This window comes from Pseudomonas sp. PA15(2017) (assembly GCF_001945395.1).
In the GTDB taxonomy this organism is placed as follows: Bacteria; Pseudomonadota; Gammaproteobacteria; order Pseudomonadales; family Pseudomonadaceae; genus Aquipseudomonas.
Genome location: NZ_MSXV01000003.1, coordinates 37,188 through 59,411, shown reverse-complemented (window position 1 = coordinate 59,411; position 22,224 = coordinate 37,188). Strand labels below are relative to the sequence as shown.

Below are 22,224 nucleotides of genomic sequence, written 5' to 3'. Positions count from 1 at the left end.
TGGAGAGACAGTTCAAAGTCGCAGAACCCAATAAGGTCTGGGTCACTGACATCACCTACATTCGCACCTATGAAGGCTGGCTGTACTTGGCAGTGGTGCTGGATCTGTTTTCACGCCAAGTGGTCGGCTGGTCGATGAAGCCACGGATGTGCAGCGATCTAGCGATTGATGCCTTACTGATGGCGGTGTGGCGGCGCAAACCCAAGCAGGACGTGATGATCCACTCAGACCAGGGCAGTCAATTCAGTAGCCTGGACTGGCAAAGTTTCCTCAAGGCCAACAACCTTATTAGTAGCATGAGCCGACGCGGTAACTGTCACGACAACGCCGTGGCAGAAAGCTTTTTCCAACTACTGAAGCGCGAACGTATCAGACGAAAAACCTACAACACCCGCGAAGAAGCACGCGCTGATGTGTTCGATTACATCGAGATGTTCTATAACCCTAAACGCCGGCACAGCAGCGCTATGCAGCTATCGCCAGTGGAGTTTGAGAAGCGATATATCCAGAGCTTGGAAAGTGTCTAGGAAAGCCGGGGCGATTCAGCGTGCACCCTTGCTAGATGCTTTTCGCATGTAGTTATGCCAGCCGGTAGTCTTGAAGAAATGTTCGTAGAAATCGTTCGTGTTGTCTTTGAATTTAAAGACTGTATACAGCGGCGACATCACGCCTGTACCAATTTTGTTCTTTGATATTGGGCCTACAGGCGCTATTGACGATACACGTGGGTTGTAGACGTAGCTGCCAAGCTCAACAACAACATAGCCCTCAAGCCTTCCTTGTGTGGCAATGTCTTTATCAAAAAAATCTCGCTGATCCACTACGCCAAACTCAGCAGAATTGGTCAGTACGCGGTCAATTTTTTGGTCTCGATTTTTCTGTTTAGCTCGAATCGCTAGACGATTCAGAGGGATAAATTTCCACTTCCCCGCCTCCCGAAATTCTGGAAACCGCAATTTCGGCACTAATACCTGCGTGTTCTCTTCCATTACATCACTTGCTTGTTGCTTACTGCTCATACGCGCTCAGTCCTGAAATCTCGCGGCCTTGGGCACGTCTGTTAAGAAGGGGGTATAGCTCTTTCATCAGTGCCTCTTCCGCCTGGGCGCGGGCTTTCCAGCCCAGGTCGAGCGGCTCCATCAGCTCGCTGAGCTGGTCGCCGTCCAGGATCATGCGTTGCAAAATGCTTTCGACGAACCCTTGCAGGGCGGCTGGGGCGAGCTGGTGCCGGTTGGCAATATCGGCAATCTCAGTGGCATCCTTGCATTCCTTGAAGTGGCGGTATCCCTCGCGAATCGCGCTTTCGCTCAGGCCTTCGCCAGCCTTTAGGGTGGCGATATAGGCGGCTATGTCGTCGCGCTCGTTGATGAACTTGGCATCGGCCTGAATCAGGCCGATCAGTTGTTCGCGGCTCATCTTCTGCTTGCTCGGCTCTTGCTGCGAGAAGCGCGACATCAGATCCATGATGTAGTCGTAATCGATCACGGCAGAGGCGAATAGTACGAACTCGAAGTCGAGCTGATCCACGATCTCGTAGCTGGTGCCTTCACCCTTGTCGTTCTTTTCCTGCTGGGCCTTGAGGCGCTGGGCCGTTTCCAGGTAGGCGCCGCGAAAGCCCAGCAGGCTTTCCTTGGGCAGAATCTGCTCGATGGTGGCGGCGTTGTCGGCGCTGAGGTCGGTGTATTGGTCGAGCTGGGTTTTCAGCCGCTGCACTTCTTTGAAACGACCGATAAACGCGGCGCGAGCTTCGTCTCCTTTGAGGTTGTGTACGTCTTCCGGTGCGCAGGCCAGGCCTTGCGAGCGCATCAAGTCGTCGAGCTTTTGCACGGCGGCCTGGAGTTTTTCAATCACCACCGGGGCTTTGTCCACCAGCCAGATTTCACGGGCCGGTTTGCCGCTCTGCTCGCCAGAGAAACGGGTAATGGCGGTATCGACCGCCTCTTGCTGCTGGCGAAAATCCAGAATGTTGCCGTAGGGCTTGGTGCTGTTCAGCACGCGATTGGTACGCGAGAAGGCCTGGATCAAGCCGTGGTACTTAAGGTTCTTGTCCACATACAGGGTGTTCAGGTATTTGGAGTCGAAGCCGGTGAGCAGCATGTCGACCACTATGGTGATGTCGATTTTCAGCGCATGGGGGTAATCGGCATTGGGCCATTGCTGGTCTTTGATGCGCTTTTGCACGTCCTGATAGTAGGCGTCGAACTCGCCGATGCTGTGGTTGCTGCCGTAGCGCTGGTTGTAGTCGGCCAGGATGGTTTTTAGCGCGGCTTTCTTGCCTTCCGGGTCTTCTTCGTTGTCCTGCTTTTCCTGCGGCAGGTCTTCCTGAATCTGTTTGACGTCGGCATTGCCTTCGGCAGGCGGCGAGAACACGCAGGCGATATTCAGCGGCTGATAATCCGGGTCGGCCTGGCGTTTGGCCTGTTGTACTTCGGCAAACAGGCCGTGGTATTCGATGGCGTCGTTGATGCTGGCCGTGGCCAGAATGGCATTGAAACGGCGCTGGGCGGTGGCCATGTCGTGCTTGGCAAGAATGGCCTCGACCACGGCGCGCTTGGCCAGGGCTTCCCCTGGCTTGGGTGTTTTCTTGCCTTCTGGCTTGAAGTAGTCGATATGAAAACGCAGCACGTTGGCGTCTTCGATCGCGTGGGTGATGGTGTAGGCGTGGAGCTGCTTCTCGAACAACTCATCGGTGGTTTGATAAGACGCCTGTTCGCCTTCCACTTTTACCCGTGTGGCGTTCTCTTCAAAGATGGGCGTGCCGGTAAAACCAAAGAGCTGGGCCTTGGGGAAGAACGCCTTGATGGCCTTGTGGTTGTCGCCGAACTGGGAACGGTGGCATTCATCGAAGATGAATACCATGCGTTTGTCGCGCAACGGGGCCAGCAGCTCTTTGTAGGTGGGCTGGTCGTTGCGTTTGCGCTGTTTGTTGCGCTTGCTGCTTTCATCCAGGGCAAGGCCGAGTTTCTGGATGGTGGTGACGATCACCTTGTCGGCGTAGTCCTCGGACAGCAGCCGGCGCACCAGGGCAGCGGTGTTGGTGTTCTCCTCGACGCAGCCTTCCTGGAATTTGTTGAATTCCTCACGGGTCTGGCGGTCGAGGTCTTTGCGGTCGACCACGAACAGGCATTTCTCGATCTTGGGGTTGTCCTTGAGCAAGGTGGAGGCCTTGAAGGACGTGAGGGTTTTGCCACTGCCGGTGGTGTGCCAGATGTAGCCGTTGCCGCAGTTCTGCTCGATGCACTCGACGATGGCCTTGACCGCATAGACCTGATACGGGCGCATCATCATGAGCTTCTGCTCGCTGGCAATCAGCACCATGTAGCGGCTGATGGTCTGGCCGAGCGTGCATTTGGCGAGGAAGGTTTCGGCAAAACGGTCGAGGTAGGTGATCTTTTTGTTCGCCTCGTCAGCGAACTGATAGATGGGCAGGAAGCGCTCATCGGCGTTGAACGAGAAGTGCCGGACGTTGTTGTTGGCGAAGTAGTAGGTGTTGTCGCGGTTGCTGACAATGAACATCTGCAGGAAGCACAGCAGGGTTTTGCTGTAGCCGTTACCGGGGTCGTTCTTGTATTCGACGATTTGCTCCATGGCGCGACGCGGATTGACGCCCAGGGTTTTCAGCTCGACCTGAACGCACGGCACACCGTTGATGAGGATGAGCACATCGAAGCGGTGGTGGCTATTGTCGGTGTTGATGCGTAGCTGGTTGACCACCTCGAAGCTGTTCTTGCACCAGTCTTTGATGTTGACCAGGGTGTAGTTCAGCGGTGTGCCATCTTCGCGGGTGAAGGCATTTCGCTCGCGCAGGGTGCGTGCAGCCGTGAATACATCGGGTGTCACGATCTCGTCGAGAAGGCGGGCGAACTCGCCATCGGTCAGGGTGACGCGGTTGAGTGCGTTGAATTTCTCGCGAAAGTTGCGTTCCAGCGAGTCGCGATCGGTGATGTCGTCGCGGTAGGTGTACTTGAGCTCAACTAGCTTGTCGATAAAGCCCTGTTCGATTTTTTGCTCACTCATTGCGGGTGCTCTGCGCTCTTATGTGGCCCCAGTAAAACACGCCTATTGTGGATCGCCTGCGCATTACGTGAAAGGGCTGTGTTGGATACGGCGTAGAGATAGCCTTGCTCATTAAGGCTTCACGTCGGGCTAGGTGACAAATTGGTTTGACTGCCGCGGAATTAGGCTGCAGGGATTTGAGGGGCTGACGATGGCTCCGCGAATTATATCTTCTGAGGGATTTCAGTATCATCTGCTTTGAGCTCCGAAGCACAGCGGTAATCGCCTCATGCTTCGGTCCTCATTGGTTTTGATCCGGCTTAGCCAGTGCCTTCTAACCTCTGCTGAATCCTACTGATAAACGCCACCTCGAACGCCCTCCGGTCCGTCTCATCCGGCAGTGCGTCCCGCTCGAAGATCAGCGCGGCCCATAGCCAATGACTGCGCTTGCCGTTTAGCCAACGTTCTGCAGCGCGTATGCCTTTATGAAAGGCCGGGCGGCAGTCTTTTGACCAGGCGATTGTGAGGCCGGGATAGCCGTCGTTCGAGGGCAGGGTGGTGGTAACGCCTTTAGTCATGGCTGTTACCTCCCCGGTTTTCGCAGCTTGCTCGGCGGTAAAGCACCGTCAATTCGTTGAGCAGTTCCTGGGCCGCTACGCAGGCCATTCGGACTCTTAGAGAGTCAGGCCGCTCTCGCTCCTTGCGCAGGAGGTCTTCGAGTAGTTCGCTCAACAGCACGGCGCGCAAGTCGGCATCGGCCAGTGCGCTTCGGGTCTGGAAGTTGGCGCCCGTGATCGGGCTTGGGCGTCTGGGAAAGTTGAGTACACGGCCAAGTGGGTTAGCCATGGGGCACCTCCGGGGTGGAGGTCTGTGGGCCGTTGGGGCGAGCAGGGTGGTGCCCTGGCGTAAAAGCTGGATGGCGCATTTTCCTTATGCTCCCTGGTTTCGTTAAGGAGCCGCCACCGCCGTTGTCACGCGGTTATGGTGACGGACCGTACGGGGGTGACAAACCGGAAACCAAGGGAACCGGCCAGGCCGAAGCCTGCCCCGTACGGCCCGCCATAGAAATGCGGTAGCACGGCATCAGATACCGGCTAGGCAATTACGACGCACCGCGTCTTGGTTTTTCAGGTTGTCACACCCGGTCGCGGGATTGACCACGACCCGCGCACTCTAGCCCGCAGGTTTTCAGATGGCAACCTTGCTGGTTGGCTCAGCTGTTACAGCTTCTTAGACGGGCGTCGACTCGCTCAGGGAGAGCAGGGTGGCGGTGTATTTGCCCATGCTGGTTATTTCCCCTGGATCACTGCACTCCCTACCTCCGCGCCACATCCGAAAAGTAAAACTTGTCGAGCGTATGCCGTGACTGGGTGTACTCGAACTGTCGGCCGTCCTGCAGAAAGGTCTGGTTGCTGACGACGATCACGTGGCTCTGGTCGTCCAGGTCGAGGTGCTTGAGGTCGTCCGCGCTGCGGGGAACGGCTTCGATGGTGCGTTGCGAATAGCTGATCTGCAGCTGCAAGGTCTTTTCGATGTAGTGGTAAATCGAGTGCTCGGCGATGCTGCGATCCAGGCCGGGGATCAGGTCGGCGACGAAGTGGTTGATATCCAGGATCACCCGCCGGCCATCGATGCGCCTGACCCGTTTGATGCGGGTGATCAGCGCTCCTTCTGCAGCCTGAATGTGCTCGCAGAGGCTGCCCTCCAGCGGTAGCTGGCTAAGCTCGACCACCTCGGTGCGCACGTTGCCGCCCAGCCGGGGGTAGGTCTCCTGAAAGCTGACGATGCCGCCGAGCTGGAATTCGATTGGCGCACGCGACAGCACGAAGGTGCCCTTGCCGTGGATCTTCTGCGCGAAGCCCCGTTCCTGCAGCTGCTCGATGGCTTTGCGCACGGTGCCGCGGCTGGTCTGGTAGTGGTCCATCAGCTCGGTTTCCGAGGGCAGGCGGGCGCCGCGCTCCAGGCGTTCGCTGGTGATGCTGGCAAGCAGATCGTTGTAGATCTGGCTGTATTTGCTCATGTGCAGGCTCGATGCCGGTTGTCGTCAAGCGAGGAACCTTAGGGAGCGCGTGGCGCTTTGTCTATGGTTTGAGGGGCGGCGGTGGCTGGAAATTTCCCTGCTGACTGGCGCTTTGGCAAACCCGGCTAAACTGGTCTATACGAGTTGTTGCTTTAACTCGTATGTACGAGTAAGGTCTGGTCAGGTTGCTACCTATGCCGCTCTCCAAAAACAAAATCCTCGAAGGATAACAAGCGCATGAGTCACGATTATTCAGCCATTGCCCGCGACGTGCTGCAGAGCCTCGGCGGCGTCGATAATGTCGAGCAGGCCGCCCATTGCGTGACGCGCCTGCGCCTGTCCCTCAAGGACCCGAAAAAGGTCGACGTGGGCACCTTGAACCAGATCGATCTGGTCAAGGGCTCGTTCTTCACCGGCGGCCTCTACCAGGTAGTGATCGGCCCTGGCGATGTGGAGAAGGTCTATGCCGCGCTGCGCGAGCAGACCGGCCTGGCGGCCATGACCATCGCCGATCTCAAGCAGCAGAGCGCTGCCAAGATCAACGGCATGCAGCGCCTGGTGCGCATCCTCTCCGACGTGTTCATGCCCATCCTACCGGCGCTGATCATTGCCGGCCTGTTGATGGGGGTGAACAACCTGATCGGCGCCAAGGGCATGTTCATCGAGGGGGTCACCCTGCTGGAGGCTTACCCGGCGCTGGATGGCGTGTGGAGCCTGATCAACCTGATGGCCAACACCTCGTTCGTGTTCCTGCCGGCGCTGGTCGGCTGGTCGGCGGCGAAGCGCTTCGGGGGCAGTGAAATCCTCGGCATCGTGCTCGGCCTGATGTTGGTGCACCCCGACCTGCTCAATGCCTGGAACTACGGCAAAGTGGTCGCCGGCCTGGGCGATCAGGGCATGCCGTACTTCGATATCTTCGGCTGGTTCAAAATCGAGAAGGTCGGTTACCAGGGGCAGATCCTGCCGATCCTGCTGGCCGCCTATGTGATGAGCGTGATCGAGAAATGGCTGCGCGCCCGGGTGCCCAATGCCATCCAGTTGCTGGTGGTGCCGATCACCACCATCGTCATTACCGGCGTGCTGGCGCTGGCCCTGATCGGCCCGATCACCCGCCACCTGGGCATCCTCATCACCGAGGGCGTGGTGATGCTGTTCGATTTCGCGCCGCTGGTCGGCGGGGCGATCTTCGGCGTGCTGTTCGCGCCGCTGGTGATCACCGGCATGCACCACATGTTCCTGGGCGTGGACCTGCAACTGATCTCCACCCATGGCGGCACCTTCATCTGGCCGATGATCGTGATGTCCAACCTGGCCCAGGGCAGCGCCGCGCTCGGGGTGTTCTACATGACCCGCAACGTGCGGGACAAGAGCATGGCGTCCACCTCGGCGATTTCCGCGTACTTCGGCATTACCGAGCCGGCGATGTTCGGTATCAACCTGCGCTACAAATTCCCGTTCTACGCCGCCCTGATCGGCTCGGCCATGGGCTGCATCTTCCTGTCGCTGAACAAGGTGCAGTCCTCGGCCATCGGCGTCGGCGGCCTGCCGGGTTTCATTTCCATCATGCCGCAGTACATCCCGGTGTTCATCGTGGGCATGGTCATCGCCATCGCGGTGCCGTTCCTGCTCACCTGCGCCCTCAGCGTGAAGATCGTCCGCCCGGGCTACCGGGTGGCCTGAACCATCGCTTGGCGAGCGGCAGCGCCATGGCGTGCCGCTCGTTGTTCTAAAACAGATGAAGGAATAGCGCCATGCAAGACTGGCAGCATTCGGTGATTTACCAGATCTACCCGAAGAGCTTTTACAGCCAAGCCGGCAACCCCACGGGCGACCTGCTCGGTGTGGTGGCCAAGCTCGATTACCTGCAGTGGCTGGGTGTCGACTACCTGTGGCTCACGCCGTTTCTGCGCTCGCCGCAACGTGACAACGGTTACGACATCAGCGACTACTACGCCATCGACCCCAGCTACGGCACCATGGCCGACTGCGAGCTGCTGATCGCCGAGGCGGGCAAGCGCGGCATCAAGCTGATGCTCGATATCGTGGTCAACCATACCTCCATCGAGCACGTCTGGTTTCAGCAGGCGCGCAGCAGCCTCGACAGCCCGTACCGCGACTTCTACATCTGGCGCGACCAGCCGAACAACTGGGAGTCGAAATTCGGCGGCTCGGCCTGGGAGTACGAGGCGCAGACCGGGCAGTACTACCTGCATCTGTTCGACCACACCCAGGCCGACCTCAACTGGGACAACCCCAAGGTGCGCCAGGAAGTCTTCAAGATGATGCGCTTCTGGCGCGACAAGGGCGTGGGTGGCTTCCGCCTCGATGTGATCAACCTGATCTCCAAGCCGGCCGACTTTCCCGAGGACGCCAGCGACGGGCGGCGCTTCTATACCGACGGCCCCAACGTGCATGAGTACCTGCAGGAAATGCACCGCGAGGTGTTCGAGGGCCATGATCTGATCAACGTCGGCGAGATGTCTTCCACTTCTCTTGAACACTGCATCCGCTATTCACGCCCCGACTCGAAAGAGTTGTCGATGACCTTCAACTTCCACCACCTGAAGGTGGACTACCCCAACCAGCAGAAGTGGGTGCAGGCCGATTTCAACTTCCTGGCGCTCAAGCGCATCCTCTCCGATTGGCAGACCGGCATGCAGGCCGGCGGCGGCTGGAACGCCCTGTTCTGGTGTAATCATGATCAGCCGCGGGTGGTGTCGCGTTTCGGGGATGACGGCGAATACCGCGTGGTTTCAGCCAAGATGCTCGCCACCGCGCTGCATTTTCTGCAGGGCACGCCCTTCATCTATCAGGGCGAGGAGCTGGGCATGACCAACCCGGGCTTCGACAGCATCGAGCAGTACCGCGATGTCGAGAGCCTGAATATCTACCGCCTCAAACGCAACGCTGGCGAAAGCCCGGCAGCGATCATGGCCACCATCATGCAGAAGTCCCGCGACAACGGGCGCACGCCGATGCAGTGGAATGGCGAGGCGAACGCCGGGTTCAGCACCGCCGAACCCTGGATAGGCGTGCCCGGCAATGCCAGGCAGATAAACGTCGCCAAGCAGTTCGACGACCCCACCTCGGTGCTGCACTACTACCGTCAGCTGGTTGGCTTGCGCCGTCAGGAGCCGTTGATCCAGCAGGGCGTTTATCGCCAGCTGCTGGCGGAGCATGAGCAGGTATGGATCTACCTGCGCGAAAGTGAAAGCGCCCATGAACGGCTGTTGGTGGTGAACAACTTCTATGGCACCGCCTGCGAAGTCGAGCTGCCTGAGCGGGTGATCGATACCGCCAGTCGCCAGCGGGTGGTGATCAGCAACTACCCGCACTGCGAACCGCGGGGGCGCCAGCTGTACCTCAGGCCTTACGAGTCCTTCGTGTTGCACCTCACCGATACCTGATGCGGGTGGCGCCGCGCCTGCCCGAGTCGCCGCGCGGCGCCCGATCCCGAGCAACCCAGTTACGCCATGCATTCCAAGAACAAAACCGCAGGTGAAGCCATGACCGTACCTCAACCCTTGCAACTGCTGGCACCGCTCTCCGGGGTGCTGGTGCCTCTTGATCATGTGCCTGACCCGGTGTTCGCCAATCGCGTGATCGGCGATGGCCTGTGTATCGACCCGACCTCGCAGACCCTGTGTGCGCCCCTGGCGGGGGAGGTCAGCGACCTGCAAGCCAGTGGCCACGCCATCACCCTCACCCATGAGGGCGGCGCGCAGATCCTGCTGCATATCGGCCTGGACACCGTGAACCTGGCCGGCAAGGGGTTCACGGCTCTGGTGGAAAAAGGCCAGCGCGTGGAGCCTGGCCAGGCGTTGATCGAGTTCGATGCCGACCATATCGCCGTGCATGCGCGCAGCCTGATGACGCTGATGCTGGTGGTCAGCGCCGAGCCGTTCAGCATGCTGACCGGCGACACCGCCAGGGTGGTCGGTGGCCAGCCGTTGCTGGAGCTTGGCCACGTCGGGCTGGCGGACGATGCGCCGGTGAATGAAGGTGAGGCGCTGGTCTCGCAGCCGATCCGCCTGCCCAACGCCAATGGGCTGCACGCTCGGCCAGCAGCGGTGTTCGCCCAGGCCGCCAAGGGTTTCAAGGCCGATATCCGCCTGCACCGGCAGCAGGACAGTGCCAACGGCAAATCCCTGGTGGCGATCATGGCCATGCAGCCGGCCCTTGGCGACATGCTGACCATCAGCGCCACCGGTGAGGATGCCGCCGCGGCCATCGAGACCCTTGCCGAGTTGCTGGCCGATGGCTGCGGGGAATCCGTGGCACCGGTCTCGGTCAGCGCGCCGGCCATCGAAGCGGTGCCGGTAGCGAAGCCCTCGGCGATGTCGCTGCAGGGCGTCTGTGCTTCGGCTGGCTCGGCCCTTGGCCAGGTGGTTCAGGTGGTTGAGCGCAAACTGGACATTGTCGAGGCCGCCAGCGACCCGCGCGCCGAGCTGCAGGTGCTGGATCGCGCGCTGGCAGAGGCCCTGGCTGCCTTGCAGAAGCTGCGCGACGGGGCGGCGAGCGAGGCCCAGGAGGAGATCTTCAAGGCCCACCAGGAGCTGCTGGAGGACCCGAGCTTGCTGGAGCAGGCCCGGCTGCTGATCAACCAGGGCAAAAGCGCCGCCTTCGCCTGGAACTCGGTCACCGAAGCGACCGCCGAGCTGTTCAAGGCCAGCGGCAACCGGTTCCTGGCCGAACGTGCCCTGGACCTCGCCGATGTCGGGCAGCGGGTGCTCAAGCTGATTCTGGATGTGCACGACAGCGCCTGGGTGCTGCCCGACCAGGCCATTCTGGTGGCCGAGCAACTGACCCCGTCTCAGACCGCGGCACTGGATACCAGCAAGGTGGTGGGCTTTGCCACGGTGGGCGGCGGGGCCACCAGTCACGTCGCGATTCTGGCCCGGGCGTTGGGGCTGCCGGCGGTGTGCGGCCTGCCGGCCGAGGTGCTTGCCCTGGCCGACGGCACACGGGTGCTGCTCGATGCCGACAAGGGCGAGCTGCACCTCGACCCCGATCCCGTTTCCATCGAGCAGTTGCAGGCCCAGCGCGAGCAACGAACTCTGCGCCAGCAGCGCGACCTCGAGCAGGCCTCGCTGGCCGCCACCACCCGCGATGGCCATCGCTTCGAGGTGACGGCCAATATTGCCTCGCTGGCGGAAGCCGAGCAGTCGCTGGAGCTGGGCGGTGAGGGCGTCGGGCTGCTGCGTTCCGAGTTTCTCTACCTGGAGCGCAGCAGTGCGCCCAGTCAGGACGAACAGGCGGCCACCTATAGCGCCATCGCCCGCGCCCTGGGGCCGGAGCGTAACCTGGTGGTGCGTACCCTCGACGTTGGCGGTGACAAGCCGCTGGCCTATGTGCCGATGGAGGCCGAGGCCAATCCGTTCCTGGGCATGCGCGGGGTACGTCTGTGCCTGGAGCGCCCGCAACTGCTGCACGAGCAGTTCCGCGCCATCCTGGCGAGCAGCGGCCTGGCGCGTTTGCACATCATGTTGCCGATGGTCAGCCAGTTGTCCGAACTGCGCCTAGCCCGGCAGATCCTCGACGAGGAGGCGGCGAGCCTCGGCCTCACCACGCTGCCGAAGCTCGGCATCATGATCGAGGTGCCGTCCGCGGCGTTGATGGCCGATGTGTTCGCGCCGGAAGTCGACTTCTTCTCGATCGGCACCAACGACTTGACCCAGTACACCCTGGCGATGGATCGCGACCACCCACGCCTGGCCAGCCAGGCCGACAGCTTTCACCCCTCGGTTCTGCGCCTGATCGCCACCACGGTTAAAGCTGCCCACGCCCATGGCAAGTGGGTCGGCGTCTGCGGCGCCATGGCCTCCGAACCACTGGCCGTGCCGCTGTTGCTGGGCCTGGGGGTGGATGAGCTGTCGGCCAGCGTGCCGCTGATTCCAACCATCAAGGCAGCGATTCGCGACGTGCAACTCAGCGATTGCGAGGCCATTGCGCGCCAGGCGCTGACGCTGGAGAGCGCCGCCCAGGTTCGTGAAGCGCTGCTGTCATGGCGGCCCTCGCCGCTGCCCCTGTCACCTGTGCTGGAGAGCTGAGCATGTTCAATAAATTGCAAAGTGCCTTCTGGAAGGCGTTGACGCCGGACCTGGTGCCGGACGAGCCCAAGGCGACCACGGCGCCTGAGACTCTGCTGCCAGCCAACGTCGTCGAGGCCCTGGGCGGCGAGAAGAACCTGGCCTCGCAACAGCGCGTCGCGATAACCCGCATCCGCGTGCAGCTGCGCGACACCGAACACCTCGACGAGCCGGCGTTGCAGGCGCCTGGCATGCCCGCGGTGATGGTGCTGGGCAAAGGCGTGGTGCATGTGCTGACGCCGGTGGAAGCGCCGTTGGCTGAAACCGGCTGAGGCGCTGCGTGTGTAGCGAATGAGTGATGCCCTGGCGGTTGGTCAAGCCGGGGTAACGCTTCTCTATCGTCTCCCGATGAACTGCACTTGTTAGGTGCCTCGTAGAACACTTGCCACAAGTAGTTCAACACCTTCGTTAATTCCGGCGATGCATTCGGTGGGTAACTGTTCTCTGAATTTGGTTCTTTAGTTCGTGGTGATCAATAAAACCCTGAAAGACTGAAGGAGTAGAACATGCAACCGGGGGCAATTTTCATATCATTCGATGCCGTTGCGGTATCGGGTATCACCGTCGAGGCCCTGAAGGTGGCCAAGCAACTTCGACGTAATGATATCGCCTGTTATCTGGATGTGGGTTACGACATAAAGGTCGACAAAGGCAACTTCAACAAGCCCTACGACGAAGAGAAAGAAATCTATCAGGGCGTGTTCAGCCTCGTTCGTGTCGAGGGCATCGACACCGTTCCTCATTACAGGGTGCCGTTCATTACGCATTCGCATGAAGTGCTGATCGGGCAACGAGTGTCCGTTTCGTCTGAGCAAGAACAGCAACTTCTCGAGGCGGTGCATGAGTCGTCGCAGGCATTGGCCCAGCGAATCATTCAGTTGTGGGAATCGTTGAATATCCGTTATGTGATCGTCGAAAACGGCACGCTGCCGGAAAACATCATCTACACCCGGGCGCTGTACCAGGCCATCGCCACCTATGGCAGAGAGCATGGCCTGGGGAGTTTCGTGATCTGGCGCGATCACGACCTGATGTGGAACAGTGAAAAGGCCGTCATGAAGTATGGCCCCGAGCCTTACCCCCATGCCGTCAAGCCTGTGCGCTCGCCCTATATCCGCTACGTGACCCTCAATAACCACCTGAAGAACCAGCTCGAGCAATGGTGCGACCACCAGATGCAGGTCGAGGTGCGCAAGAACACCTATGACTTCGACTGGCAAGGCACCTACAGCAACATCAGGGAAGGCCTGGATATACGCGATAGCGACGTATTGATCGCCCGTACCACGCGCATCATTCCGCAAAAACGCCAGGATCGTGACATCTGGCTGACCTACCGGCTGAACCAGCTATTCGCCCAGAGCGGCAGTGGGCGCAAGGTTTATCTGGTGGTCGCTGGAGACCCTCAGGAACACCCGGCTTACTTCGCCGCGTTGAATAAGCAGATCAGGGAACTGAACATCGAACCGTTCGTGAAGTTCGTCGGCTCGTTATCCCACGCTTGCATGCCGGCGAAGCAGAACGCGATCACCATCGAGGATCTTTATGGTTCTTGCGATCTGGTTTCCTTTCTGACTTCCTGGGGCTATGACAGTTACGGCAACCCCATAGGCGAATCCATCAGCAGCCAGCGGTGTTACATCACCTCCCGCTATGAGTATTACCAGGAAGTGTATGGCCGGCACGGCTTCGAGGCGCCGATCATGAATATTTCCCAAGCCAATGATGGGCTACCGGATGAAGCCTTCATCGATGAAGTTTATCGCCTGCTGAACGACAAGTTACTGATGGCCGACATGGCGCGGAGAAACTTCGCTATTGGCCAGCGTGTGCTCGCCAATAACGTCGCCGGCATGCTCGATTTGAATGAACCTGGAGGAACTATGCGTGACACCATTTTTGTATCGGTCGTGCTGCCGGTTTATAACGAGCGTGACCGCATCGACAGCGTGCTGGAGTCGCTGTTTCAGCAGCAGACCCGGGACGGCCTGATCACCCATGACAGCTACGAGTTGATCATCGTCGACAACAACTCCAGCGATGACTCGGTAGAGAAAATCAACGCCTTCAGGGCGCGTAATCCGGCCCTGGATATTCATGTCATCGAGGAGCGCGTGCAGGGTGTTTCCTCGGCGCGCAAACGCGGTATGGACTATGCCAGCGTGCGCTCCCGGCAGCGCGACCTGCGGCTGGGCACCAGCAGCAGGCACTACATCGCCTCCGCCGATGCGGACTGCACGGTGGATTCTTACTGGCTGCACGCGCTGATCAGAAAGATGGTCGATGAGAACGCCGACCTCGGTACCTGTAACTACTACTACAACCAGGCCGCCTTTCAGACTCGGCCGAACCTGTACGCCGAAATCGACAAGACGCTGCGTTGCCGCGCGATGTCGTTCTCGCTGTTCGGCGGCTTCCCGGACGGCAAGGGCTTTGCCGTCGAGCGTACGCTCTACGACAAGGTAGGCGGCATCGAGATCTTCTACCAGTTGCAGGACGGCCGGTTCGTGGAGCACCTCTCCGATGACTGGGACTTCGGCATCCGGGTCATCGCCTGGGGCGGCAAACCCGTGTATGCCCATGACTCGCGCATCGAAATCAACAGCCGCCGGGTGGACACCATTCTGGAGGAGGTCATCACCGGCAAGGCCTACGGCCAGGACGGCATCATCATCATGAAGGACGTGCGCCCGGACGTGGAGCGGCAGCTGCCCACCCTGGCCGACACCAGCGCCGAGCAGTCGCGGCAGGCCTGGGAGTATTCGATCAAGGATTATGTGCCCAAGAACATCGTGCTGCCGGCGTTGCTCAACCCCCACATCCTGCTGGAGAACAGAGCGGTGCGTGAGTTCTTCGGCGGGCCGGTGGCTGACCGTCTTTACCAGCGTATCCACGAGATCAAATACGAGTCACGAGTCATCGATTTCAAACCCATCCATGCCTACAAGACGCCGGCCTATCACCTGTATTTCGAGTTTCGCGACGAGCTGTTCAGCGCGCTGCGCCGGGCGGTGGGCGAGGACATCGGTTACCCGCCGGCCTTGCCCGAGTGCTTTGCGGCCGTGAAGCCCGAGGATTTCCAGCGCTTCGTCTACTACTTCTGCGAGGACCGCGAATCCGGCGAAGCGCACAACTACTTTGCCAACGGCGGGGTGTTCTGATGAACCTCGAAGCACTGAATTCACTGAACGATATCGATCCCAACTATCCGCTGCCCCGGGTCCATGAGTTTCTCTCCCGCCCGCAGAACAGCGCCATGCTGGACTACGTATTCAACGACCCCTTTGGCTGCCACGTGTTTCCCGGCGACATCGCCGACTACCCGCTGGAGGGCTTCTTCGCGGACATGGACCGTGAAATCGGCCAGGCCCGGCAGATTCACCTGTGGGCCTATATCCCCACTTGTCGTTACCGCTGCCACTTCTGCCAGTACCCCACGGTCATCCTCAATCCCAAGGCGGCGTCCTCACAACAGGTGTTCGTCGACCTGGTGGACTACAACATCAAGGAAGCCAGGATGTGGCTGCAGAAGGTCCCCAGTCTGGTCAGCGCCGAGGTGGGCGAATTCAATATCTTCGGTGGAACGCCGTCGCTGTTGCCGGAGCCGGAACTGCGCCGCCTGATGGACTTCTACCTGAGCCATTTCAATTTCTCGGCCGCCACCATGCGTTTCGAAGGCGAGCCGGGCACCCTGACGCGCGACTATCTGCTGCTGTTGAAGGAGCTTGGCTTCACCAAGATCAGCTTTGGCGCGCAGTCTTTCGACGACCGCATCATCTCCGCCTGCGGGCGCATGCACTCGGCCGAAGAGTGCGTGCAGACCATCCTGCATGCCCGGGAAATCGGCCTGGAGTGGGTCAGTGTCGACCTTATCTACGGCATGCTGGGGCAGGGCGTGGACGATGTTAAGTACGACCTGGAGAAGGTGCTCGAGCTGGAGCTTTCCCATGTGGTCATCACCAAGCTGCACATGGAAGAGTTCATGAAAACCCGCACCGGGGTTTCCGGTGAGCGGCAAAGCCACTGGCAACGCAAGGGCCTGATCGGCACCGACAGCATGACCTTTCCGGGCCTGGGCAAGCAGTACCAGATGCGCGAGCTGGTCGAGCGCTACCTCGCCTCGGGCTATCGCGAACACCCGACCATGTACTTCCACCAGAACCACCTGCAGGCGGAGAAGTGGAAGGGGCTCATCACCGACCTGCCGACCCAGTACCCGGAAGTGGCGATCGGCCTCGGCGGCAGCTCGAAGTGCACCCGCGCCGAGGCGATCAACATCACCGGCTACAAGGCTTACAAGGAAGCGCTCGACGACAACCGGCTGCCCATCGAAGGGAGCCGCGGCGTGTCGCCCCTGCAGCGGGAAGTCAATGCCTTCAAGATGGCGCTCTCCACGCTGGTGCCCGTGGACGACCAGGTGTTCAGGCAACGTTTCGAAGGCAGGAGTCTTTACGACAACCCGATCATCAGCCGCACCCTGGACACCCTGGTGGAAAAGGCCCTGGTCACCGTGCAGGGCGACCTGGTCAGCCTGACGCCCAACGGTGTGACCCTGGTCGAGGCCATCATCAATACCCAGTTCGCCGAGCCCCATGCCTGAGGAGGGCCCGCCAATGACACAGCCAGACGCTTCAGCCGCGCCGGTGTTCAGCTTCTACTACATCGCCATCGATACCGAGGCCGGGGTAACGCCCGAGCAATTCGAAGGCTTCGTGCAGGAAAAGGGCGTGCACATTCCCTGTTATCCCGGCTGGAACTGGACCCTGTTGCGCGGCCTGCGCGGCGAGCGGGCCGGGCAATACCTGATGCTTTTCGAAATACAGAGCGCCGCGCAGCGCGACCTGTACCTGACCGCCGAGGGCAACAAGACCCCGCTTGCCCGCCAGTTCTGGCACGAGCGGCCAGAGGCCCTGGATATTCTCGGCCAATGGAAGCGCTACGCCACCTTCAGTGAACGGCCGACCCTCTACACGGATTACCGGTTGCTGGCCGAGAACACCAGGAGCGACGTGCCCCGCGGCCCACGTTACCAGGCGCGCGCCGGCCAGGAGCCGGTAGCGCGGGTCATCGGCATTCACAACCTGGCGCTGCTTGAAGACGTCGAGGCGCACACCTTCGAGACCTTCATCGCCGAGAACCACCACCGCATCGAGGACTATCCCGACTGGAAATTCCATTTGCTCAAGGGCGAGCGGGGCAACCGGCTGGATCAGTACGTGGTGATGATGGAGATAGCCAGCCTGCAGGCGCTCGACGTGTTCTACCCGGAACCGGATATCGCCACCGACCAGGCCGCGCTGTTTGCCCAGGCGCATCGCGATACCAAGCAGATGTACGAGGAGTGGAAGCAACTCGCGTCGTTTTCCGGCTCGCCGCAGATCTACACCGATTACCTGTCGGTGGCGCAAAGCCTGGGCTGAGCGCAGGCGTTTCCCTGCCCTGGCGAACCGCGGTGGGCTGCGCTGCAGTGCAAGCGTGGCCACCGCCGCTCATAACAAGAACCTAGAGTTTCGTGCCATGAATGCAGCCTGCCCGAGTGTCGCCACCAATCGCCTCCAGCAGCGTGCCACCCGCCATATCTTCTTTGTCGCCGGGCTCGGCATGGCGTCCTGGGCGCCGCTGATTCCTTTCGTCAAAACCCACTTGGCCATCGATGAAGGTACGCTGGGCCTGTTGCTGTTCTGTATCGCCGCGGGCGCCATGCTGGTGATGCCGCTGGCAGGGCGTGGGATCGCCAGGTTCGGTTGCAAGAAGCTGATCCTGAGCTGCGCGGCGATCTTCTGTGTGGTGCTGCCCTTGATGATGCTTGCCAGCTCCGTTTGGGAAATGGCGGCCGTGTTACTGGTGTTCGGCGCGGCCAATGGCCTGCTGGATGTCTCGATGAATGCCCAGGCGGTCATCGTCGAGCGTGAAAGCGGGCAGGCCAGAATGTCCGGTTTCCATGGGTTCTACAGCATTGGCAGTGTGGCCGGTGCCGGCGGGGTCACCCTGCTGCTGTGGGCCGGGCTGACGCCGCTGCAAGCCATCGGCCTGATCGTATTGCTGATCGCGCTGTTCACCCTGTCCGCCCGCGGTCATTTGCTGGCCAGGCGAGTAAGGGATAGCGGCGAGTCCGGCGGCACCTTGCAGGCGCTGGCTCACCCCGGAGTGCTGTTCATCGCCGTGCTGTGCTTCTTCGTGTTCATGATCGAGGGGGCCATGCTGGATTGGTCGGCGGTGTTCCTGCACACCGAGCGCGGGTTGGACAAGAGCCATGCCGGGGTCGGTTTTACGCTGTATGCGATCGCCGTCGCCGTATGCCGGTTGTATGGCGACCGTCTGGTCAACGCCCATGGTCGCCAGCGCATGCTGATGCTGGGCGGCGCCTGCGCCTCGCTGGGGCTGCTGCTGGTCGTGGCGATCGATCTGCCAGGCGTTGCGCTGGCGGGCTTCGTGCTTACCGGCATCGGCCTGTCCAATATCGTGCCCATCCTGTTCACCGCCGCTGGCAACCAGCCCGGGGTTGCGTCGAGCTTCGCCCTGTCTGCGGTCACCTTGATCGGCTACACGGGCTTGCTGAGCGGCCCGGCACTGATTGGCGTGGTGGCCCGGCACTGGAGCCTGACCGCAGCGTTCTCCGCGGGGATCGTGATCATGTTGCTGATTTGTGCCAGCGCCCGGCGCATTGCCCGTCACGGTGCCGGCTGATCGGTGTTCCTTTCGCCTCACGTCGTTGCCGCGAGGGGCCAGGGGCTCGCGCGGTTGCAACCTTCCCAGTGTCCTGTCGCTAACTACCAGGGAGTCCCCATGAACAACGTATCCGGGCCTGTATTCAGCCTGCACTATATCGGCCTCAATCTGAAGAAAGGCGTCACCGCCGCGCATTTCGAAGCCTTCGCCCGTGAGCGCGGCATCCAGATTCCGGCTTACCCCGGCTGGCAATGGACGCTGCTCAAGGGCCTGCGCGGTGAGCGGCAGCATCAATACCTGATGCTGCATGAAGCACCCAGCGCCGAGGACTACGCCCGCTATATCGACGCCAACGGCGATCACACCGCGCTGGCCCAGGCCTTCTGGCAGCAGCGCCCCCAGGCCCTGGAGCTGATCGCGCAATGGAAGACCTTCGCGACCTTCTCCGAGCGACCCACCATCTTTTCGCACTACGCGCAGGTCGCCGAGAATACCCGCAGCACGCTGCCGGAGGGACCCAACTACCAGGCGCTGGCCGGGCAGAAACCCGTTGCTAGGGTCATCGGTATTCATAACCTGGCGCTGCGGCCCGGTGTATCCCCGGCGACCTTCGAACAGTTCATCACCAGTAATATCCACCGCATCGCCGACTATCCGGGCTGGAAATTCCATATGATGAAATGCCAGGGTGGCAGCCGCATCGATCAATACGTGGTCATGCTGGAAATCGAAAGCCTGGAGTCCCTCAATGCCTTCCACCCGGAACTCGATGTCTCTACCGAGCGGGCGCTCCAGTTCGTACGCGAGCACCAGGACGCGGAGCGCATGAACGAAGAGTGGCGTGAGCTGGCATCTTTTTCAGGCGCACCTCAGCTCTATACGGATTACCTGACCATTGCCGGCAATGGCGGTTGATTGGGGGAGGGGCCGACCGTCTCGGAGGCAAGATCTGCATCTATCCGAGGTGATGATTGTCGGCGTGGGATCCTGGGCATCGGGTATGGAAAATCGCGACGGGGCTGATCGTTAATGGACAGAAAACCAACATGGCCGCTGACCCTCTATTTTGACGGCGAGTGCCCACTCTGCGCCCGGGAGATAAACACCCTGCGCGGGCGCGCCGCCCCGGAGCGCCTGCGTTTCGTGGATATCCGCGAAGAAGGTTTCGAGCCCGAATCCATGGCGCTTACCTTTGCGCAGATGGAGTCGTTACTGCACGCCAGGTTTGCCGACGGGACCTGGGTCACCGGCCTCGACGCAACGCTGTGGAGCTGGCGCGCCGCTGGCCTCGGCTTCTGGGCTGCGCCCCTGTCATGGCGCTGGGCCAGGCCGGTGCTGAACGTTGCCTACCGGCTTTTTTGTCGCTGGCGCCCGCACCTGGCATGGCTGCCTCATCCCGATGGAGCCACCCGCTGTAAAGGGCAGAATTGTGCGGTTCCCCACACCAGCAAGGCCCTGCATAAAAAGCCCTAGACCTTGAACTGATCCATCAACCCCTGCTGGTGGTTGGCCAGGGCATTCAGCGAGCGGCTGACCTGGGCGGACTCGTCCGCCTGTTCGGCCAGCGATTCGGTGACGTCGCGAATGCCCGACACGTTGCGGTTGATCTCCTCGGCGACGGCGCTTTGCTCTTCGGCGGCGCTGGCGATTTGCAGGTTCATGCTGGTGATCACCGAGACCGCATCGCCGATACGCTTGAGGGCGCTGACGGCGAGGGCGACGTGGCTGACGTTGTCCTGGGCCTGGAGGTGGCCATCGTGCATGGAGTCCACCACGTCGCGGGTGCCTTGTTGCAGGCGTTCGATGACCTGGCGGATCTCCTCGATCGAGACCTGGGTGCGGATGGCCAGGCTTCTGACCTCATCGGCGACGACGGCGAAGCCACGGCCCGCTTCACCGGCTCGTGCGGCTTCGATGGCGGCGTTGAGGGCAAGGAGGTTGGTTTGCTCGGCGATGCTGCGAATGGCTTCGAGCACCGAGCCGATCTGCTCGCTGCTGGCCGCCAGGCCTTCGACGTCGCGCATGGCGGTGCCGAGGTCATGGGCCAGCCGCTCGATACGCTGGGTGGTCTGGTCGACCACCTGGAGGCCTTCGCGGGTCGCTTCGTCGGCGCTGCGTGCCGCGGCGGCGGCCTCGGATGCATTCTGCGCCACGGCCTGGGCGGTCGCGCTCATTTCATTGGAGGCGGTTGCCACCTGTTCGACTTCGCTGAGCTGCGCTTGCATGCCCTGGCTGGTGCGGGTGGCGATACCGGCGGATTGATCGGCGGTCTGGCGGGCGGACTGCACCGAGTCCTTCACCTTGGCCACGATCGGCTGCAGCTTGTCGAGGAAGTGATTGAAGCCATCGGCCAGGCGGCCGAGTTCGTCCTGCCGCGGGTACTGGAGACGGCGGGTCAGGTCACCTTCGCCGCTGGCAATGTCGTCGAGCCTATCGGCGACCGACAGGATCGGGCGGGTGACGCGGCGCGCCATGATGTTCATGAGCACCAGGCCCAGCACGATGGCGCCGATGCCCACCAGCCAGGAGATCATGCTGTCGCGGGTACGCTGCGCCTCCAGGGTGTCGGCGAGGGCCAGGGCGCGGGTGAGCACCACCGGTTTCGGCGCCTGGATCAGAACGCCCCAGGTCTTGGCCCCGGGAATCGGTTTCACGGGCTGCATGACGCCCAGGGACTGCTCACTCGAGACCACCGAAGGCTGGCCGGCCTGCAGCGCCTGTCGCAGTGCGCTGGCCTGGACCTGGTCGGCGTTGTCCAGAGGCTTGCCGAGCTGGGTCGCGTCCCGGGTGTAGGCCGCCAGCAGCCCGGCGGGGCTGATGATGCTGATGTCGCCCTGGCCGTCATACAGGCTGCGGTTAGCGGATTCGGCCAGTGCCTGCAGCGCGGCCAGGCTGATGTCGATACCGATCACGCCGATCACCTTGCCGCCGTCCTGCAAGGGCAGGGCCACGCTGGTCATCAGCACGGGCTGGTCATTCACCTGGTCGACGTAAGGGTCGAGCAGGCACGCCGTGGCGGTCCTGAGCGGGCAGCTGTACCACGCGTTGTAGGCTGCACCGCTGGGGCCGGGAGTGGTGTCGGCCAACTCCTGTTCGGTCATCACTTCGGCTTCGAACGCGCCGGGTGTGCTCTGCGCCCAATAGAGCGCGAAGCGGCCCACCTCGTTGCTGCTCGCGGCTTCGTCGTCGATGAAGGCTGCATCCTGGCCATCCAGGCCGTTGGGCTCGAAGGCGATGTAGATACCCAGGGATTCGGGGCGCGCTTTCAGCGCATCGGCCAGCACGGCGGTCAGGTCGCTACGCAGCGTCGCGGCGCTGAGCACACCCTTGGCGTGTTGTTTACGTAGCAGCTCAACCTGTTTGGCAAGGCCGATGCCGTACAGGTAAACCTCGAGGAATTCGCTGCGCATGCTTTGCGCCTGTGCCTCGCCGATGGCCTGCAGCCGCAGT

The 22,224-nt window shown here is 61.2% G+C and carries 16 protein-coding genes and 2 pseudogenes; 11 read left to right on the top strand and 7 right to left on the bottom strand.

Going from position 1 to position 22,224, the window contains the following annotated elements; translation table 11 throughout:
• The coding region (locus BVH03_RS01475) for an IS3 family transposase (protein WP_143485879.1) at positions 1–527 on the top strand (527 nt) is incomplete at its 5' end.
• A 15-nt stretch (positions 528–542) separates the two neighbouring features.
• On the opposite strand, the gene BVH03_RS01470 is transcribed toward BVH03_RS01475, so the two are convergent.
• The 5 genes from BVH03_RS01470 to treR all read right to left on the bottom strand — a co-directional run bounded on the left by BVH03_RS01470 (position 543) and on the right by treR (position 6,016).
• The gene (locus BVH03_RS01470) at positions 543–1,019 is read right to left on the bottom strand and encodes a hypothetical protein (RefSeq protein ID WP_218189526.1); all 477 of its coding nucleotides are present in this window, start codon (positions 1,017–1,019) and stop codon (positions 543–545) included.
• The gene (locus BVH03_RS01465) at positions 1,009–4,017 is read right to left on the bottom strand and encodes a type I restriction endonuclease subunit R (RefSeq protein ID WP_075959542.1); all 3,009 of its coding nucleotides are present in this window, start codon (positions 4,015–4,017) and stop codon (positions 1,009–1,011) included. Before BVH03_RS01465 ends, BVH03_RS01470 begins: the two co-directional genes overlap by 11 nt.
• 299 nt (positions 4,018–4,316) lie before the next feature.
• The gene (locus tag BVH03_RS01460; RefSeq protein ID WP_075959541.1) at positions 4,317–4,574 is read right to left on the bottom strand and encodes a LasR-specific antiactivator QslA; all 258 of its coding nucleotides are present in this window, start codon (positions 4,572–4,574) and stop codon (positions 4,317–4,319) included.
• Entirely contained in the window at positions 4,567–4,842 is a 276-nt protein-coding gene (locus BVH03_RS01455) for a hypothetical protein (protein WP_075959540.1), read from the bottom strand. The genes BVH03_RS01460 and BVH03_RS01455 overlap by 8 nt, the downstream gene beginning before the upstream one ends.
• Positions 4,843–5,311: 469 nt before the next feature.
• Positions 5,312–6,016 (bottom strand): trehalose operon repressor, encoded by a 705-nt coding sequence (gene treR / locus BVH03_RS01450; RefSeq protein ID WP_075959539.1) that lies wholly within the window; start codon positions 6,014–6,016, stop codon positions 5,312–5,314.
• Between the two features lie 237 nt (positions 6,017–6,253).
• Between treR and treP the strand changes: the two genes are divergently transcribed.
• From treP to BVH03_RS01400, 10 genes are all read left to right on the top strand, one after another.
• Positions 6,254–7,696, top strand: coding sequence for a PTS system trehalose-specific EIIBC component (gene treP / locus BVH03_RS01445; RefSeq protein WP_075959538.1), 1,443 nt, complete (start codon positions 6,254–6,256; stop codon positions 7,694–7,696).
• Between the two features lie 71 nt (positions 7,697–7,767).
• Positions 7,768–9,423, top strand: a complete 1,656-nt coding sequence (gene treC / locus BVH03_RS01440) for an alpha,alpha-phosphotrehalase (protein ID WP_075959537.1) — start codon at positions 7,768–7,770, stop codon at positions 9,421–9,423.
• A gap of 99 nt (positions 9,424–9,522) precedes the next feature.
• A complete protein-coding gene (gene ptsP / locus BVH03_RS01435) occupies positions 9,523–12,066 on the top strand; it encodes a phosphoenolpyruvate--protein phosphotransferase (RefSeq protein WP_075959544.1) in 2,544 nt (847 codons plus the stop codon).
• A gap of 2 nt (positions 12,067–12,068) precedes the next feature.
• Positions 12,069–12,377 (top strand): PTS transporter subunit EIIB, encoded by a 309-nt coding sequence (locus tag BVH03_RS01430; RefSeq protein WP_075959536.1) that lies wholly within the window; start codon positions 12,069–12,071, stop codon positions 12,375–12,377.
• A 234-nt stretch (positions 12,378–12,611) separates the two neighbouring features.
• Entirely contained in the window at positions 12,612–15,266 is a 2,655-nt protein-coding gene (locus BVH03_RS01425) for a glycosyltransferase (protein WP_075959535.1), read from the top strand.
• Positions 15,266–16,705, top strand: coding sequence for a radical SAM protein (locus BVH03_RS01420; RefSeq protein ID WP_075959534.1), 1,440 nt, complete (start codon positions 15,266–15,268; stop codon positions 16,703–16,705). Before BVH03_RS01425 ends, BVH03_RS01420 begins: the two co-directional genes overlap by 1 nt.
• Before the next feature lie 13 nt (positions 16,706–16,718).
• The gene (locus tag BVH03_RS01415) at positions 16,719–17,525 is read left to right on the top strand and encodes a hypothetical protein (protein ID WP_075959533.1); all 807 of its coding nucleotides are present in this window, start codon (positions 16,719–16,721) and stop codon (positions 17,523–17,525) included.
• 97 nt (positions 17,526–17,622) lie between these two features.
• Positions 17,623–18,792: an MFS transporter gene (locus tag BVH03_RS01410; protein WP_075959532.1), complete on the top strand. Its 1,170-nt coding sequence runs from the start codon at positions 17,623–17,625 to the stop codon at positions 18,790–18,792.
• Between the two features lie 99 nt (positions 18,793–18,891).
• A complete protein-coding gene (locus tag BVH03_RS01405) occupies positions 18,892–19,689 on the top strand; it encodes a hypothetical protein (protein WP_075959531.1) in 798 nt (265 codons plus the stop codon).
• A gap of 114 nt (positions 19,690–19,803) precedes the next feature.
• Positions 19,804–20,247, top strand: a complete 444-nt coding sequence (locus BVH03_RS01400) for a thiol-disulfide oxidoreductase DCC family protein (protein ID WP_075959530.1) — start codon at positions 19,804–19,806, stop codon at positions 20,245–20,247.
• Here BVH03_RS01400 and BVH03_RS27120 read toward each other — a convergent pair.
• Together BVH03_RS27120 and BVH03_RS27115 are read right to left on the bottom strand one after the other, a co-directional pair.
• Positions 20,244–20,837, bottom strand: a pseudogene (locus tag BVH03_RS27120) (methyl-accepting chemotaxis protein); the annotation flags it as partial. The gene BVH03_RS01400 and the pseudogene BVH03_RS27120 sit on opposite strands and share 4 nt — an antisense overlap.
• Before the next feature lie 264 nt (positions 20,838–21,101).
• Positions 21,102–22,184: pseudogene (locus BVH03_RS27115) on the bottom strand (HAMP domain-containing protein); the annotation flags it as partial.
• Between the last annotated feature and the right edge of the window lie 40 nt (positions 22,185–22,224).